Source organism: Psychrobacter sp. P2G3, assembly GCF_001593285.1.
Taxonomy (GTDB): domain Bacteria; phylum Pseudomonadota; class Gammaproteobacteria; order Pseudomonadales; family Moraxellaceae; genus Psychrobacter.
The window spans coordinates 3,042,828-3,061,134 of sequence record NZ_CP012529.1 but is presented as its reverse complement, the minus strand read 5'-3'; the positions used below and the strand labels follow the sequence as shown (position 1 = coordinate 3,061,134).

The 18,307-nt window shown below is 42.5% G+C and carries 14 protein-coding genes and 1 pseudogene; 10 read left to right on the top strand and 5 right to left on the bottom strand.

Annotation, left to right across the window (positions count from 1 at the left end):
• Positions 1-188 precede the first annotated feature (188 nt).
• On the top strand, positions 189-734 hold the full coding sequence (locus tag AK823_RS12510; RefSeq protein WP_227514078.1) for a YcgN family cysteine cluster protein: 546 nt from the start codon (positions 189-191) through the stop codon (positions 732-734).
• Positions 735-779: 45 nt separating this feature from the next.
• Here the strand turns inward: AK823_RS12510 and AK823_RS12505 are convergent, their stop codons facing one another.
• The gene (locus tag AK823_RS12505) at positions 780-2,060 is read right to left on the bottom strand and encodes a DUF4105 domain-containing protein (RefSeq protein WP_068329629.1); all 1,281 of its coding nucleotides are present in this window, start codon (positions 2,058-2,060) and stop codon (positions 780-782) included.
• Positions 2,061-2,300: 240 nt separating this feature from the next.
• Between AK823_RS12505 and AK823_RS12500 the strand changes: the two genes are divergently transcribed.
• The 5 genes from AK823_RS12500 (at position 2,301) to AK823_RS12480 (ending at position 9,700) form a co-directional block, all read left to right on the top strand.
• A complete protein-coding gene (locus AK823_RS12500; RefSeq protein ID WP_068038225.1) occupies positions 2,301-3,200 on the top strand; it encodes a CBS domain-containing protein in 900 nt (299 codons plus the stop codon).
• A 318-nt stretch (positions 3,201-3,518) separates the two neighbouring features.
• Positions 3,519-5,093 (top strand): apolipoprotein N-acyltransferase, encoded by a 1,575-nt coding sequence (gene lnt / locus AK823_RS12495; RefSeq protein ID WP_068329627.1) that lies wholly within the window; start codon positions 3,519-3,521, stop codon positions 5,091-5,093.
• A 135-nt stretch (positions 5,094-5,228) separates the two neighbouring features.
• A complete protein-coding gene (locus tag AK823_RS12490) occupies positions 5,229-5,678 on the top strand; it encodes a hypothetical protein (protein WP_068329625.1) in 450 nt (149 codons plus the stop codon).
• Positions 5,679-5,940: 262 nt separating this feature from the next.
• Positions 5,941-7,503, top strand: a complete 1,563-nt coding sequence (locus tag AK823_RS12485; protein WP_068329622.1) for a peptide MFS transporter — start codon at positions 5,941-5,943, stop codon at positions 7,501-7,503.
• A 379-nt stretch (positions 7,504-7,882) separates the two neighbouring features.
• A complete protein-coding gene (locus AK823_RS12480; RefSeq protein WP_068329619.1) occupies positions 7,883-9,700 on the top strand; it encodes an aminopeptidase P family protein in 1,818 nt (605 codons plus the stop codon).
• Positions 9,701-9,856: 156 nt separating this feature from the next.
• On the opposite strand, the gene AK823_RS12475 is transcribed toward AK823_RS12480, so the two are convergent.
• The 3 genes from AK823_RS12475 to AK823_RS12465 form a co-directional block, all read right to left on the bottom strand.
• Entirely contained in the window at positions 9,857-10,693 is an 837-nt protein-coding gene (locus AK823_RS12475) for a hypothetical protein (protein WP_068329617.1), read from the bottom strand.
• Positions 10,694-10,858: 165 nt separating this feature from the next.
• Positions 10,859-12,214, bottom strand: coding sequence for a beta-ketoacyl-ACP synthase II (gene fabF / locus AK823_RS12470; protein WP_082785727.1), 1,356 nt, complete (start codon positions 12,212-12,214; stop codon positions 10,859-10,861).
• Between the two features lie 241 nt (positions 12,215-12,455).
• Positions 12,456-13,850 carry an anhydro-N-acetylmuramic acid kinase gene (locus AK823_RS12465; protein WP_068329614.1) on the bottom strand — a complete coding sequence of 465 codons (1,395 nt, stop codon included), beginning with the start codon at positions 13,848-13,850 and terminating at the stop codon, positions 12,456-12,458.
• A 119-nt stretch (positions 13,851-13,969) separates the two neighbouring features.
• Here AK823_RS12465 and tyrS point away from each other — a divergent pair, with 119 nt between their 5' ends.
• The 4 genes and pseudogenes from tyrS (at position 13,970) to AK823_RS14290 (ending at position 17,365) form a co-directional block, all read left to right on the top strand.
• The gene (gene tyrS, locus AK823_RS12460) at positions 13,970-15,181 is read left to right on the top strand and encodes a tyrosine--tRNA ligase (protein WP_068329612.1); all 1,212 of its coding nucleotides are present in this window, start codon (positions 13,970-13,972) and stop codon (positions 15,179-15,181) included.
• Positions 15,182-15,241: 60 nt separating this feature from the next.
• Positions 15,242-15,817, top strand: coding sequence for a GNAT family protein (locus AK823_RS12455; protein WP_068329609.1), 576 nt, complete (start codon positions 15,242-15,244; stop codon positions 15,815-15,817).
• Between the two features lie 135 nt (positions 15,818-15,952).
• Positions 15,953-16,996 (top strand): annotated as a pseudogene (locus AK823_RS14295) (beta-3-deoxy-D-manno-oct-2-ulosonic acid transferase); the annotation flags it as partial.
• Positions 16,997-17,149: 153 nt separating this feature from the next.
• A complete protein-coding gene (locus AK823_RS14290) occupies positions 17,150-17,365 on the top strand; it encodes a DUF1653 domain-containing protein (protein ID WP_228138952.1) in 216 nt (71 codons plus the stop codon).
• 94 nt (positions 17,366-17,459) lie between these two features.
• Here AK823_RS14290 and AK823_RS12445 read toward each other — a convergent pair whose 3' ends face one another.
• Positions 17,460-18,296, bottom strand: coding sequence for an alpha/beta hydrolase (locus tag AK823_RS12445; RefSeq protein ID WP_068329607.1), 837 nt, complete (start codon positions 18,294-18,296; stop codon positions 17,460-17,462).
• Positions 18,297-18,307 lie beyond the last annotated feature (11 nt).

Genomic DNA, 18,307 nt, shown 5'->3' with positions numbered 1-18,307 from the left:
CTGCGCAAAATTTAACCCAGTAGCACTGTATTTTTTAGTAGATCGACTATATTTGTACGTTTTCAATTGTCTGACTCGTTCTACCTTAACGCCCGCGACCAACAAAAACAGCTATAATACTGTAACGCTGTTTATCAAAATGATACTGCGACTCTATAAAACGCTACTGTAATTCTATGAGGCTAAATTTGTTACATCAATCAAGTTCATTTTCAGAGAAAGCATCTGATATAACATCTGATACACAATCAGGTGAGGCAAATGATGCGGCGCTACGTCCACAGTTTTGGACCCAGTTTAAGCTGTCTGAATTAAACCATAGTGAGTGGGAAGCCTTGTGTGATGGCTGCGGCAGTTGCTGCTTAATTAAGTACATTGACAATGATGACGACGAAGAACTGGTCGAGTATACGGATGTGACTTGCCAGCTAATGGACTGTGCGACGGGCTATTGCAAGCATTATGCTGCACGCCAAGAGTACGTGCCAGACTGTATTCAATTAACGATTGAGAATTTGCCGAACATGATGTGGCTGCCAGCCCATTGTGCATATAAGCGTTTATATAAAGGTCAGGCATTACCGGATTGGCATCTGCTATTAACTCAAGATGCGGTAGTAACGCAGCAGCAAATGCGCGCTGCTAACATAGGGGTGGCAGGGCGCTGCGTCTCCGAGAGTGGAATGTCTGATGAAGAGATGGAGACGCGAGTCGTTAATTGGGTGAAGCCTTAGTTAACTTGAAGGTTTATTTATCGAAAGTCTTAGTTACTAAAAACCTCAATCACTAGAAGCTTGGGCAGCAGATTTCGCTTCTGCGTCAGCCTCTAACTGCGAATCAGCTAGCGGCGGGATAGGAATGCCTTGGCGAATTTGGGCAGAAAACTCATTGCTATTAGCGCTAGCGTCTAGATCTAAATTGGCCTGATTATCAAAACCTCTTACCTTTGGATTGATATGAGCACGCTCATACCACATATCCATTGACCATGGCTGACCGCCGTTCTCGGGATTAGCATCTAGCATTCCGACGTCGTAAAGATAATTTGGTAGCCAGCCAGATACCCAAATCCGATAATCCCATGGCAGACGTTCACCACTGACAATTCGTGCCATATAAAAGATAATATTGGTACAGTTGCTAGTTAAGGTGTTATACCAAGCGGGCTTTGCATTGAGCTCATCGGCAGCGGTTAAGTATGACTCAAACAATGATTTGACTTCTGACTGCTGTAAATGGCTAACAGGCAACAAATAAACTTGCTCACCGCGCGCATTACTGCGAGTATAAATGATATCGCGCTCTTCAGCGGCAATGAGGCTGAGCTCATAACGTCTAAAAAATCCTGCCAGTGCCGAAAACGACTCGCCGTTTTCTTTACGAATCTCAAAAGAGAAGGCAAGCGGTCTCTCATCTTCGAAGCGAAAGCTTACTAGAGTATGCGCAATCAGCGGTCCCATCCAGTAAGAGTTACTCACATCGATACCGGACAATTTAGACATATCAATCGTGCGCGTCTCCCAGTGCTCAGTCGCATCCTCATCAGTATGCCAATCAAAGTTACGCACATTGGTAAACGTAATCAAATCGGGGTTGGTGGCATCGCGCTCATAAGAGACTCTTTGACTGACTTCGGGCATCCAGTCACGGTTTTGTTTGGGTTCAATAGAGAAAAACCAACCAAGGCCGACTACCCAAACCGCCATATATATTCCAGTTAGCCATTTACTGGTTGTTTTTTGATTAATGGTTTTGTTAGTTGTTTTATTTATAATCCTATTGGCTAGCTTTGGCCGATATTTTACGGACAATACCGATGCTAGCAAACCGACAATCACTATGGTCGCTATCCAAGTTACCGGACTGTATGCACCGAGCTGATAGCCAAGCAACATTAATAGCCAGAGTGCTGATAATATAAGCGTCAGTGCAATCAAAAAATGTACAACATAATGCCGCCAATTTTTTGGTTGGCGTACGTTGTCGCTCGTATTGTTCGACAAGCTAGGGTTAGCTTTAAGAGATGATAAAATCTGAGAAATAACAGAACGAAGCGACATAAGTGTAAGCTAAATAAGTGAAGTTGTTGACGATAGCAAAGTTTATAACACACTGACAATACAATTTGGATAAATTTGTCGTTGAATGTCTGGTGGGCTTGCGATAAAGTGAAGCTAATTTAGACTGGTCTATCTATCTCTAATGATAAGTTAGCCAGCTTTATTTATTATTTTAATCTTCATTACTCGTTTTATTATCATATTAATTATCATTAACTAAAGAGGTTAAATCACATCGCCATGTCTGACGACGTTCCAAGCCCGAGTAGTTGGTCGATGCGCGGCTTAAAACGCTGGCTATCGACCGCCCCCGAAACCCGTGATGAATTGATTCGTCTGGTACAAGATTCACGCCAGTTCTTAGAGCCAGATACAGTCGACATGCTCGAAGGTGTACTGGATTTGCCAGCCACGCAAGTACGTGAAATCATGACGCCGCGCCCGCAGGTGATAGGTCTACATGAAAGTACTAGCCTTGCTGAAGTGATGGATATCATCCTTGAAACCACGCATTCACGCTATCCTGTATTTGACAGTCAAGACGATGATGCGGTTATTGGTATCTTACTCGCAAAAGACTTGATTCCTATTTTAGTGCATATGGTGCGCGATCAAGAAGACAAGATTGACAGCAAACGTCTAAAAGACTTGGTACGTCAGCCGCTATATATTAATGAGAATGCGCGTTCTGATACCTTGTTACGCTCATTGCAGCGCACCCAAGTACACATGGCGATTGTAGTCGATGAGTTTGGTAACTTCGGCGGGGTGGTCACGATGGAAGATTTGTTAGAAGAAATCGTCGGTGATATCGTCGATGAGCATGATGACTTTGATGAAGATAGTGATATCAATAATATCGTTGTGCATCCAGAAAAGCCTAATACTTGGCGCGTGCAAGCCTCTACAGTGATTGAGGACTGTAATGACGAGTTAGGTAGTCACTTTGATGATACCGATGTCGATACCATGGGTGGCCTTGTAATGCAGACGCTTGGCTACGTGGGTGATTTAGAGGGTGAGAGCGTACAGATAGATGATTGGGAAATTAAAGTCATTGACGCAGAAGGACGCTTTATTCAAAATTTAGAGCTGACCAAAATCACTGCCGATCAGCGACTGTTAATAGGTAGCCACTAGTTTTCCAGCTATCAGTCCAGAACTCGGCTGCCAACTATTAATTTACCGATTTAGTATCTAAAGTATGTAAGGTACGCATATATATTAGGTTTAAGCTTTTATGGTAAGAACACGACTATGGTCGTGTTTTTTGCTTTTTGGCATTTACTATTTTTGCTACGCAAATTTACCCATTAATTAGTATAGGCTGGTATCATGGGCGGATTTAATTTTCAGCACTGCCAGTGGCCGTCAGACAGTATCTGTCAAAAAAAGGTTACTGTTAAAAAAGAAGCCTCAAACTTAATGTTTTGAATAATAAGATTCTGGATAATTGCTATGCGCCTGTCTACTGTTGATTTACAAAAGCGTTTGAATCCTACTAAGCCTAAACGCCTATCGCTAGGGTTAACTATTTTGATTGCTTGGCTTGCAGGTGCGATATTTATATTTGCACTCGCGCCTTATGGTATCTGGCCACTAGCACTGGTTTCACCTGCTATTTTGTATGCACTATTATTGCCGGATATGACTGGCAAGCGCGCATTTATTATCGGTCAAGCATATGGTACGGGGCTGTGGTGTGTTGGTGCGTTTTGGCTATATACCTCTATTCACGTTTATGGTGCGACGCCTGTATGGCTTGCGTTAATTATGATTGCGCTGATGGGCCTAGGGATGGGGTTATTTCATGGCTTTTTAGCCTTGATATTTAATCGGGTGGTTGGTAAGCAGCCATTATCCTTTGCAGCTCTTTGGATACTACAAGAGTGGATGAAAACGTGGCTGTTCACGGGTTTTCCGTGGTTGTTCGTTGGCTACGCCTTTACTAAGCAGTATTGGTTGTCTTCACTCGCGCCCGTCGCTGGCGTATTTGCCGTCTCTTTCGTCGCAGTATTATTAGCAGCCAGTATAGTGGAGCTTTTGCGTCGCCGCGCAGGTTATGCCATCGCCTCTGTAGCACTGTTGGTTATCAGCACTGCACTATGGCTAATCAATCCGCAGTGGACTAAGCCTAAAGGCACGCCTGATTTATCCGTATCATTAATTCAAGGTAATATTCCACAAGACCTCAAATGGTTGACCGAGTATCAAGTGGAAACTCTCAAGATTTATGCAACCTTAACCAGCACTGAGTGGGGGCGCGATATCGTGCTCTGGCCTGAATCTTCAATCCCTATGTTCCAGACAGAGGCAGTTGGCTTTATCAGTGAAATGGTAAAAATGGCTAATGCTACTGATACCACATGGGTGACCGGTATTCCTTATAAAGATGAAGCAGCATTTGATGCCAGTACCGATAAGTATCCACCATTCTATAATAGTGTTATTGCCTTGGGTGCTGAGGCAGAAGGCTTGTATAAAAAACAGCGTCTAGTGCCATTTGGTGAGTATATTCCCTTTGAAGGCTTGCTAGATATCTTGCCCAATCTAGCTGGCAGCCAAGATATCATGAGCTATAGTCGCGGTAGTGATCAGCAATCACCGTTACGTGTACGTGGACATAATTTAGGCGCAGCAGTTTGTTATGAAGTTGCTTATCCTGATACCACTCGTAAAAATGCAATCGGTACTGACTTTTTATTAACTATCTCAAACGATGCTTGGTTTGGTACTTCAGCAGGCCCACTGCAACATCTGCAAATGGTACAGATGCGCGCGCTTGAGAATGGTCGCTGGTTTATGCGCGCAACTAACACTGGCGTTACCGCTATCATTGATCATAAAGGCCGTATTGTCGAGCGGGCGCCGCAGTTTGAGCGCACAGTATTACGTGGTGATATTCAGGCGCGGGTTGGTAACACCCCGTTTATGAGTCTTGGTAATTATCCTATTTTGTTTATCATGGCACTGTTATTACTATTGAGCTATCTAGGTAAGCGCTCAACCACTCGCGCTCAGCTTGGTAAATAGGAGCGTCATTATCACAGCTTAATTGGCATGTACTAAATAATAATTCCTTTAAATAGTTAAGGGTTTGAACACATTGGTATAAATTGCGATATAATAGGCTAAAATTTTAAATATTTTGTGCAAGGTGGATAAGGTATGTCAGAAGATATCGTCAACAACAATCCAAAAAAAGAGTTTATGTATGCTCTAGGTGGCATTGCCTTGTTTTTAGGTATTGTCTTACTTATTGGTATTTCAGCATTCTTGCGTCCAGCAGGAGAGCACATCACGGCTGAAACTACTGAGGCTTCGGCAGCGGCTGATGAAGCAGAAGCTATTGCTGCTGAAGATACAGAAACAGCTGACACCGCAGAGACAGAGACAGCTGCTTCAGCAGATGCTGCAACAGCAACTGAAACGCCAGCTGATGCAACAGTGACCCCTGCAGAAGATACGAGTGGTGCAGTGGTTAGCGCTGAAGCTGGTACTGCAACTGCTTCTGGTACAGTTAGCCAAGCAGCAGTCGAAGATACTGATTTAACAGCAGAACAGGCTGATGGTGATTTAGATGCTGGTACTGCTGACGACACCGCAGCTGCACAGTAAGCGAATATCATTACTTAATAGTATGTATAAGCAACACGATTAGCTTCTAATTATCAAGCTTGTATAAAAGCACCGACCTATTATTTTTAATAGGTTGGTGCTTTTTTTTGTCAAGTTTTCGTAGGCATTTGTTCAAATAGTAAACAATCTTTCCCTTTACATACTGATAATCTAATGAAACAATAACGCGCATTTACGACCGTCCGTCTCAATAATGAAGGGCTTGGTCATCTCTATAGTAGTGTGTTAAAGGAATAAATTTATGAGAACGGAGACACAATCAGAGGTTAATACCGCTGAGCTAGAAGCACTAGATAATGGATTTATGGGACACCCTCAGCCATTACGTCCATTGTTCTTTACTGAAATGTGGGAACGGTTCTCTTATTATAGTATTCGCCCGCTATTAGTACTTTTTATGGTGGCAACGGTAGGCAGCGGTGGTTTTGGCTTTGATGAGGTAACCGCTTCTGCTATCTACGGCATTTTTGCTGGCTCTTTATACTTGGCAGCAGTGCCAGGCGGCTGGCTAGCTGATAATTGGCTGGGTCAAGAGCGTGCCCTGTGGTGGGGTAGTATTATTATTGCCCTTGGTCACTTGTGTATTGCGCTTTCCGCTATGTTTGGTATGACATTATTTTTCGTCGGTCTAATGTGTATTGTTTTGGGCTCAGGCTTATTCAAAACTTGTATTTCAGTGATGGTCGGTGCGTTGTATTCTAAGGGTGATGTACGCCGTGATAGTGGCTTTACTTTATTCTATATGGGTATCAATATTGGTGCATTATTAGCCGCGCTTATCGTTGGGGTGTTCAAAGAAAAAGGCATGTGGCATGTTGGTTTCGGTGTCGGTGGTCTGGGCATGCTAGTATCATTGCTCATATACCGTTTTTCTGCCCAAAAAACTTTAACACGCTATGCACGAGCAAAAGGTATCACGGCTGAGTGGGAACATGCCAATGATCGCCATAAAAACGTCGGTCGCTGGGTCGCAGGATTCTTAGCTTTACTAGCCACAATCGTCATTTTGGTCTCTACAGGTATGATGCCGTTTCAGCCTCAAATGGTGGCTGAGTATATGACCTATATCATCGCAGGTGTGGTGATACTTTATTTTGCTATTATGTTCATTTCACCTAGGCTTGATAAAACCGATAAGCTCCGTCTGTTAATTTGCTTTATTTTAATTATCGGCTCGACGCTGTTTTGGTCAAGCTTTGAGCAGCAGCCGACGTCTTTTAACTTGTTTGCCGATCGCTATACTGATCTCAACGTTTTAGGTTTTGAGATACCGAGTATTTGGTTTCAATCGCTCAACCCTTTATTTATTCTTCTCTTAGCGCCAATTATTAGTATTGTATGGGTTAAGCTTGGTAATAGAGGCGTTGAGCCTAGTAGTATGGTGAAATTTGCTCTCGGTATGTTACTTGCCGCCGCAGGTTTTGGCTTAATGATTGTGGCATCTAAAAGCATTTTGACTAATGATAGCGGGTTGGCATCACCTTTATGGTTGGTAGGTAGTTTGCTGTTACTAACGCTTGGCGAACTGGCACTTAGTCCTGTAGGTCTGTCTTCAATGACTAAGCTTGCACCAAAAGGCATGCAAGGTCAGATGATGGGACTTTTCTTTGCTTCTTTAGCCATGGGTAATTTGGTTGCCGCATTTTTCGGTGGCAACGTTTCAGCTGATAAGATTGAAGGCTTACCAGATCTATTTACGACGATGACGATTTTATTGGTTGTTACTGCTGCCTTATTATTGGTATTAGCGAAGCCTATTAATAACATGCTACAAAAAAGTGAGCGTGCCGATAAAGTCAGCTAATTAATAGGGTTTTTAATAAGTCGTTGAGCAAGTGTACCGCACAAGTCAATGACAGATGATGAGACGTGTTACCATTACTGGTAGCACGTTTTATTGTTTCACTTGGTGAGATATTTGCCTCAGGCTATTGAAAGCCTACTTTCTGCCCAAACATCTAATGATGTTCTGCTTTAATACTATTCTGCTGAAATAATAGTTGGCCTCATATATTTGGTATCTGACTTTTTACAACATTTTAATTCTCAAACATATTGAATGTGGCTGATTCAAATACTGATTATTTAATTAAACTTTAAAGCAACTTTACCCGCTCGAATAAGACGACTAATCATAGCCGCCTCACGATAAAACTTCTCTAAAACCAATAAGGAAGCATTTAATGAATAAACAAACCATTCATGATCGTATCGATAGCTTACGTAAAAGCTTAGCTGCCCAAGACCTTACCGCGATTATTGTGCCATCTGCTGATCCACATTTATCTGAGTACTTACCAGAATATTGGCAATCACGTTTGTGGTTGTCAGGGTTTACAGGCTCAGTCGGTACGCTCGTCGTTACGGCTGATTTTGCCGGCCTATGGACTGATAGTCGCTATTGGGTGCACGCAGCTGATCAGCTAGAAGGTACAGGTATCAGCTTAGAGAAGCTTGCTCCAGGCCAGCCAAATCATATCGATTGGCTCGCCGAGCACTTGCAAGAAGGTGATAGCGTAGCAGTCGATGGTAATGTGCTATCTATCGCTGAGCAAGATAAGTTACTAGACGCTTTTGATGCCAACGACATTACTTTAATCACTGAGCGTGATGTATTGACAGACATATGGAGCGATCGTCCAGCGCTACCATCAGCAGAGTTATATGCTCACGATGAGCAGTTTCTCGCCCAGTCTGCTACCTCAAAACTTGCTGCCGTGCGTGCCAGTATGGGCGATGCAAGCGCAACGTATCACCTGCTTTCTAGCTTAGATGACATTGCATGGTTGACCAACTTACGCGGCGCTGACGTCGATTATAATCCTGTGTTTTTAGCGCATATGCTGATTAGTGCAGACAAAGCGACATTGTTTGTTGATAATAATAAAGTCAGTAGCGATATTGAAAAAGCCCTAAAAGATAGCGGTATAACGCTTGCTGATTATGATGCAGTACAAGATGCATTGAGTGCGCTGACGCCAGATGACTTGCTATTGTTAGATCCAAGTAAAGTCGCAGTGGGTACGCTATCAAAAATGGCGGACGATGTAGGCTTTATCGAGCAAATGGCACCGAGCACTTTGCTAAAATCTGTTAAATCTGACTCAGATATCGATCATGTACGTGAAGCCATGCGTCAAGATGGAGCCGCATTAAGTGAATTCTTTGCCACATTTGAGAAGCGCTTAGCAGATGGTGAACGCTTAAGTGAGCTGGACGTTGATAGTATGCTGATTGAGGTACGTAGTCAGCAGCCACATTATGTATCGCCAAGTTTTCCAACCATTGCAGGATTTAATGAAAATGGTGCGTTGCCGCATTACCGTGCGACACCAGAAAAGTTTAGCTACCTTGACGTCGTTGAGGGCGAAGGTGGATTATTGCTGATTGACTCAGGCGCTCAATATCAAAACGGCACCACCGATATCACTCGCGTGGTCGGTATTGGCCAAGTAAGCAGCGAGCACAAACGCGACTTTACCACGGTACTCAAAGCCCATATTGCTTTAGCGCGTGCAAGCTTCCCTGATGGTATTGCCTCGCCACTAATTGATGCGATTTGTCGTGCGCCATTATGGCAAGCACAGATGGATTATGGTCATGGTACAGGGCATGGCGTTGGTTACTTCTTAAACGTCCATGAAGGCCCGCAAGTCATCGCCTATAGTGCCAGTACGCCAAAAGAGCGCGCGATGAAAGAAGGCATGATATCCAGTAATGAACCAGGTCTATACCGCGAAGGTAAGTGGGGTATTCGTATTGAAAACTTGGTGGTAAATATGTCAGTTGCGAGTCCGACTGAAACTGAGTTTGGTAAATTCTTAAACTTTGAAACCATCACTTACTGCCCAATTGATACTCGTTTGATTGAGTCTTCATTGTTGGATCAGGTAGAGATAGATTGGTTAAACGACTATCATAGCCAAGTCTTTGCTGAGCTAAAAGATCGCGTTGATGGCGCGGCACTTGAATGGTTGACCGAGCGTACACAAGCCATTTAAAAATAAAAGCTTGTATCTACGAATGCATATCCCGCCCTAAAATAGAAAAATCCCCGTAAATTATTTACGAGGATTTTTTTGTGTTAAAGCTTTTTAAGGTACTTAGAAAATCAGTAATAAATACAATAATCAATAAATGCTAAGCCCTTTCAAAAGCTAGTTCTTCTTAGCAATGTTTCTTTGAATAATATCTTCGACAGCTTGGTTTTTTTCTGTAATACCAGCTAGTTGATGACTAACTTCGGCACGTAACCATGATTTTAAGTCCTCAGACATTTGCATCATTTGCTCACTGAGGTAATCATCTACGTGCATCTCTAGCTCATGAATTAAGGTCTCATGGGCAGCACTTAACTCTGGATCCTTAAATGACAAATCAATTGCTGCACCTTTTTTAGGCTTCACAATAGTATGTTCTGTATGGTTGTTAGGATGAATACTACCATCAGCGCTATTTTTCTCATTGTCTGTAACGCTAACATTAGTACCAGTGTCAGGATTATCATTGGTAGTAGCTGCTGCATTTGTATCTTGCGCTACTTTAGCACGGTTATTTTTATCGGTTTCTAGTTGTGCTGCACGCTCTTCTTTTTGCGCTTGTTGCTTTTGTGCTTGCTCTTTTTGCGCTCGATCTATCTGCAGCTTTTCTTCTTGGCGCTTAGCTTCTTCACGCTCAACTTTTGCTGCAGCACGTGCTTTTTCTTCTGTGGCTTTTTTCTCTTCTGCTAAGCGTTGTTGTTCAGCAGCGGCACGTTGTTCCGCCTGCTTATCGGCAAGCTCTTTTGCAGCCGCTTGCTCTGCTTCATCCACACTATATAACTCATCAAGGTGCGCGTCTAAATCAGGCAGACTAAAGGTAAAACTTTCAAAAGGAGTGTCTGTTTGCAGCAGAGTAGTAATATCCGTTAATTCTTGGACAATGGCAGCGCGTATCTGCTCTGGCGCACGGGTCCACCGCTGATAAAATTGATGCGAAAACGAATAGCTTGACATAGACTCTTCCATAAATTTTCTAAAAATTACCCCTTATCATACGCAACTATGATAAGGGGCTGCAAGGGGACAAACGTAGCAAATCTGCTACCAACGTTACATTGATAGCATTATTCACTTTTATAGCTTAATTATGATTCAACTTAGGCTCAATAACTATGATAACTATGACCAACGTGCAAAAATCAATGAACCATTGGTGCCGCCAAAACCAAAGCTATTAGATACAGCGTAATCAAGATTTTCAACTTTACGTGATTTATTGGCCACATAGTCTAAATTGCAGTTGTCCTCGACATTGTCTAGATTAATCGTCGGCGGTACATGCTGATTCTGCAAAGCAAGTATCGTAAAGATAGCTTCAACACCACCAGCTGCGCCTAATAAGTGCCCAGTCATAGATTTGGTTGAGCTAACCAAGATGCTGTCTTTGACTGAAGCAAATACGGTCTCAATCGCGATGGATTCAGCGACATCTCCAGCAGGCGTACTAGTACCATGGGCGTTGACATAGCCAACGCGTGATGGATCAATACCTGCGTCATTAAGGGCACTTTGCATAGCGCGTGCAGCACCATTACCATCTTCAGGTGGCGCCGTGATATGGCTGGCATCGTCACTCATACCAAAGCCGACAACTTCAGCTAGTATGGTTGCACCGCGTGCCTTGGCGTGAGCAAGGCTTTCCAGTACCAATACGCCTGCGCCGTCACCCATCACAAAACCATCACGATCTTTATCGAATGGACGTGATGCTTTGGTCGGCTCATCATTGCGGGTAGAGAGCGCATGCATAGCCGCGAAGCCTGCCATACCTAATGGGCTCGAGCCTCTCTCGCTACCACCTGCAATCATGACATCAGCATCACCATAAGCGATTAGGCGTGCAGCCAAACCGATAGCATGCGTACCTGTAGTACATGCCGTTGCAGTCGCAAGATTGGGACCTTTAAGTTTGTGTTTGATAGCTACTAGGCCAGCTGCCATATTGGCAATAGAGCCTGGAACGACAAATGGTGATACTTTTTTAGCACCTCTTGCATTTAGCATGGCGCAGCTATCTTCAATAGTTTGAATACCACCAATGCCTGATCCTAAGATGACACCGAAGCGCTCTTGGTCGACATTCTGTACCGGAGTGTCCTCTGCGCTGATTGCTTCAATGAAGCCTGCATCTTTAAGTGCCATTGCAGTAGCAGCTACACCATAGTGCATAAATGCATCATAGCGGCGTGCGTCTTTGGGGCTCATATATTGCTTAGTGTCGAAGTCTTTAATCACGCCTGCGATTTGGGCGCGATAGTCAGTCGCATCGAAATGTGAGATTGAGGTAATGCCGCTTTCGCCGTTGAGCAGTCGTTTCCATGTGCTTTCGATATCCACTCCTAGCGGGGTAACGGCACCCATACCCGTGACGACGACACGCATCTCATCAGAACGCTCATAATGAGGTGGTTTATGACGCAGTTTTGGTGCAGTATTGGTATGTTGCGGTGTCGATGAACTGCTATTTTGGCTCATGAGATATATCCTGTACTTGCGGTCCTAAAGGGATGGACTTGCTTGTATTGTATGGCTATTGAGGAATAGTTCTATATTATTTATAGCGTTATCTTACTATTTTGACAGCCATTATAAAGCACATAAGTGCACGTCTGTAAACTTAATAGTTCATAGAATAGTGACGCTAGAGTAATATGCCACTATAGTGCTATTGATTGCACGCTTAAATACTATACAAATTCAATAATAATGTTAATGATTAAGCAAAACACACTTGTCCCAAAACAACGCCTTTACTTGCGCCAGTAACGGCTGGCAAGTTACCTGTTTCACCTATGAGTGTCTGCCTTGCCAGCCAAGCAAAAGCAACCGCCTCTACCCAAGCGGGGTTAAGTCCTAGGCTTGCAGTAGTCTCTACTATGCAATGGGGGAGATGTGCTTGTAAGCGTGTCATCAAATAATCATTCAGCGCACCGCCACCGCAGACATACACCGAACTATTTTCATGAGCTTGTATAAACATGTTAATTTGCGCACTAGCACTAATGGCCGTCAGCTCGGTCAAGGTTGCTTGTACATCAGCGGATGAATAACGAATATGGGCAGAAGCCTGATCGAATTTTTGTAGTTCGTCCTGTAACCAAGCTAAGTTAAAATCTTCACGACCTGTACTCTTAGGGTAAGACCGTGCAAAAAATGGATGCTCTATCAGCTGATTAAGTAGCGGCTCAACGACTTGTCCAGATTGTGCCCATGCACCGCCAGCATCATAATCATTATCGGTATGCAATGCCGTCCACGCATCTAATAATAAGTTAGCAGGGCCCGTATCATAACCAACAACGCTATCTGCTTGTTGATTGTTTGAAAGGTCACTAGTAAGCGCTGGCAAGACGGTGATATTAGCAATACCACCCAAGTTTAATAAAATGCGGGTACAGTCAGGCGTGGCAAATAATGCTTGATGAAAAGCAGGGACCAAAGGCGCACCTTGACCACCGACCGCCATATCACGGCGACGAAAATCACTCACGACGCTAATGCCAGTACGCTCAGCGATGATATTGGCATCGACTAATTGCAACGTAAAGCCCATTTGCGGGCGATGGCGCACGGTTTGACCATGACAGCCAATCGCTAGCACGGACTCACTATCTGTATTTGACTGCTGCAACAAGGTATTGACCACGTCGCTTGCAAACTCACCGTACTCTTTGCTTGCCCAACCGAACCAGTCTAACTCGCTGTTTGGTTCATCAGCTGTTGGCGTTAATTCTTGGACACCATTAGGCTGACATAAGGCCAATAACACTTCACGGAGACGTGGTGGAAAATTCTGGCTACAAGTCGCCAATAAACGCATGGGTTGCGGCGTGTCGTCATCATTATTAAGATCATCACTATTAACATTGTCATTAAATTGACAAAGAACAGCGTCCATACCATCTAAGCTAGTGCCCGACATCATACCGATGTATAAACCATCATCGAAGCTTTCAAACACCGTTTGCTCCAGCGCATCGGTCAATGTGGCATAATTTAAGTCATCAATACTTTCTAAACCATTGTCTAAAGTATTGTCTAAACCATTATCAAAATTCATATTTGAATAAGTAGTATCATTAGTATCAGCAATCGATGCGGGGTTGGTCATGGCAATTTCCCTTAAAAAACGCTAGTATATCTGTCAAATTCTAACATCTTTTGATGGCTATCAGATTCTAAATAGTTCAAACAATTTAATCTTTCAATAAAGACAATAAAGAGATCATCATGACAGACCATTCATACACCTTAGAAGAACAACTTGCCCTTATTCAGCGCGGTACGCAAGAAATTCTATCGCAAGAAGATTTAGTCGCTAAGTTAAAACTAAACCGTCCGCTACGTATTAAGGCAGGCTTTGATCCCACCGCACCTGATCTGCATTTAGGTCACACGGTATTGATTAATAAGCTTAAGCACTTTCAAGATTTGGGTCATGAGATTTATTTTTTAATTGGTGATTATACGGCCAAAATTGGCGATCCCTCTGGTAAAAATTCTACGCGTCCACCATTGACCGACGAGCAAATCCAAATCAATGCGCAAACTTATGCTGAGCAAGTCTTTAAGATTTTGGATAAAGAAAAAACCAAGATTGTCTTTAACTCTGAATGGTTCAAGGATATGTCAGCGGGTGATATGATTCAGCTTTCTAGCCAGTTGACCGTTTCACGTATGCTTGAGCGCGATGATTTCTCTAAACGCTACGCGGCGCAAACGCCAATTGCTATCCATGAGTTTTTATACCCATTGGTGCAAGGTTATGACTCTATCGCGCTAAAAGCCGACGTCGAGCTTGGCGGTACCGATCAAACCTTTAATATCTTGATGGGTCGCACTTTGCAAGGCCGTTATGGTCAAGAGCCGCAAGTTTGTATTACGGTGCCAATCTTAGAAGGCTTAGACGGCGTCAATAAAATGTCTAAGTCACTGAACAACTATGTCGGCATCTATGATGCACCGGGCACGATGTACCAAAAAATCCTATCCATGCCAGATACCCTAATTCGTCGCTACTTTGAATTTTTAAGCTTTAAACCGATGGAAGAAGTCGACAGCTTGATGGCAGAGATGGAAAATGGTCGCAATCCACAAGAAATCAAACGTATTTTAGCCGAAGAATTGATTGAGCGTTTTCATGATGCGGACGCTGCTGCCAATGCGCATAAATCTGCAGGTAACGTACTGGCTGATGGCGAATTACCAGTGGATTTACCAGAGATAATGCTAGATTTAGAAGGTCAAGACGCACTATTTATTACCCAAATTCTGAACCAAGCTGAACTTGCCAAAAACAACTCAGCAGCTAAAGATATGGTAAAACGTGGCGCAGTAAAAGTGGATGGCGAAGTGGTCGACGCCAGCTTTAGCTTAACCTCAGGGCAGACAGCGGTTATCCAAGCAGGTAAAAAAGCTTATGCAAAAGTGACGGTGGGTTAATCAAGATGGCAAGTTAGGTAAAGAGAGTTTATAAGTTCATTATGGCTTGAGGAGAGAGATATGCTAGACCTTCCTACATTATCAAGTAACGGAATCACCCTTAAGCCATTGACATTAAGTTATGCAAATGACTTAGCCGAAGCTTGCCAAGACGGTGAACTATGGAAAATAAACGAGACTTCTGTACCAGAGCCAGATAAAGTCATCGACTACATCAATACTGCAGAATCAATGCCCGATAGAAAAGCTTTTGTCGTCATTGATGAGTCAACCGGTAAGGCGATTGGCTCAACGAGCTTCCATGATATTTTGCCTTTTGCGAAACGCTTAGAGATTGGCTATACCTGGTATGCTCAATCGTATTGGCGCACGCATGTCAATACGACCTGTAAGCTCATGCTGCTCACCTATATATTTGAAACCTTAGAATATCAAACCGTAGGCTGGCGCGCGGATATTGGCAATCGCCGCTCACAAGAAGCGATTGAACGCTTAGGCGCCAAAAAAGATGGGGTCATTCGAGGCAATAGAGTCTGCCGTGACGGCGTTATTTCAGATACAGCGATGTATAGTTTGGTAAAGTCTGAGTGGCCACAAGTAAAAGCAGAATTGATGAAAAAGCTTAAGACGTATTAAACATTTAAAAATAGTCTTTATCAGTGCTTTGGTCGACTGTTCAACACACAATAACAACCACTAAAATTTGTAGTTAATATAAATAAGAATCTTAAGTAAATTCCTGTCTATCAAACTAATAGTGACTTTTCTTCTATGAAAAAAATCAAAAAGTTCATTAAATATCCTATCCAGTCGACTAATGATATTTTAATGAAGCGCTTACCACTATCTGAACGCAATAAAGAGGTGTTAACAGATGAGCTTTCTAAATTAGTTTCAAACTCAAAATCAAACTCTCTACCAACTATCTATATTATAGGATTTAGTACTTGGAAAAAATTTATTAGGAAGTATTTTAAAGAATATAACTTAGTATTTATCGACAAATCTATTTCAAAAGAGCAGTTTAATCGACGATATCGTTGGCAGATAATGGTTAATATAGATAGAAGCCAAATCTTTATCTGGGGGTATAAAGCACCTGATTTTATATTTGATTTTATCCAAAAGAACGATATAAAAACGTACTTCGTTGAAGATGGTTTTATTCGTTCGGTTGGGTTGGGTGCAACTAAAGAACCTCCTTTATCTCTTTGTTTAGACAGCGTTGGTCCATATTTCGATGCGGGAAAACCAACAGATTTAGAGAATCTATTAAATTCTTATGAATGTAACGATGACTTGTTATTAAGAACAAAAGATCTAATAGATACCATTAAATCGCATAGAATTAGTAAGTATAATCATTCAAAAAAGGTTGATGTGCAAGGTATTTACGGAGAGAAAAAAGGTAAGCGGATATTGGTAATTGGTCAGGTAGAAGACGATGCTTCGATAAAGCATGGCTGTATATCAAAGCTGACTAATAACGAGCTAGTAAAAATAGCCGCCGCTGAGAATCCAGATGCGCAGATTATATATAAAGTACATCCAGACGTTTTAAATGGTCACCGAGATTATTTATCCAGCCCCTTGTTAGTTAGAGATATATGTCAAGTACTGGAGTTGGATATACCACTTGCAGATGCTTTAGAGACGATAGATCATGTTTATACTATGACATCTTTGTCAGGATTTGAAGCTTTGATAAGAGGTATCAAAGTAACCACAATTGGCGCTCCTTTCTATTCAGGTTGGGGGTTAACTGACGATAGACAACCAACTGTAAGACGAAAGAAAAAGCTATCTTTAGAAGCCTTATTTGCGATAAGTTATATTATCTATCCTAGCTACTTTGATGCCTATACTGGAGCTATTATTGAAATTGAAGATGTTATTGCAGAAATAGTTAGACTTAAAAAAGTTAAAAACATTGAGAACTATGGTGTTTTACCAAAAGATGTTTTTGTTATTCCCCAAGGCATTTACCGCCATTATAAAGGCAGTCTTTACCAAGTTTTGCATACCGCTCAGCATTCCGAAACGGAAGAAGCGTTAGTCGTTTATCGCTGTTTGTATGGCGAATATGGTGTCTGGGTACGACCGTTAGCGATGTTTGCTGAGACAGTCATAGTAGATGGTAAAGAAATACCTAGATTTGAGATGATTAAAGCTTTGGCTGATTAATTCTAAACTTTCTTATAAATTATCCTTATATTTAATTAACCAAACAAGAAAGCGACCATTTAAGGTCGCTTTTTTATGCATATTGAAAGGGTAGTTAGCTGTCTAAAAAGGCAATTAAGGCTTCATTAAACTCTTTTGCATGAGTCACATTAATACCGTGCGGACCACCTTCAATGATATGAAGTTGAATATTTGCAATCATATCGTGAGAACGCTGACCACTCACTTCTAACGGTACGATTTGATCCGCATCGCCATGAATGATCAAAGTTGGTACGTCAAATGCTTTTAAATCATCACGGAAATCGGTATAGCTAAAAGCTTTGACACAATCGTAGCTAGCTTTGGCAGAGGCAAATGCAGCAATGTCACGGTTATATAAACGTAATGGTTTACTAACTAATAATTTGCCGTCTTTTGGAGTAAAAAAGTTCTTAGTAAAGTCATTTAAGAAGGCAATACGGTCACCGCTGACACCATCTAAAAACTCCTGAATGTCTTGCTCTTCTAAGCCACCATCAGGATTATCATCCGCCTTAAATAAATAGGGCGGCACAGCAGAGGCTAGTACTGCTTTACTGACACGCTCTGAACCATATTTCCCAAGATAACGCGCCACTTCGCCACCGCCCATAGAGAAGCCGACGATAGTAGCATCTATTAAATCTAGCTCATCCATCAAGGCTTTTAGATCTTGTGCCAAAGTATCGTAATCATACCCGTTCCATGGCTGGGAGGATTTCCCAAAACCACGTCTGTCATACGTAATCACTTGATAACCCGCCTCAACCAGTGCAGGGAGTTGTGACTCCCACGCCCGTCCGCTTAATGGCCAACCATGAATCAACACAACAGGTTTGCCAGTACCTTGGATTTCGTAATATAGTTCGACAGGTTGCTCGTTTTGAGTTGCAACTTTCACATATGGCATGCTCAGATCCT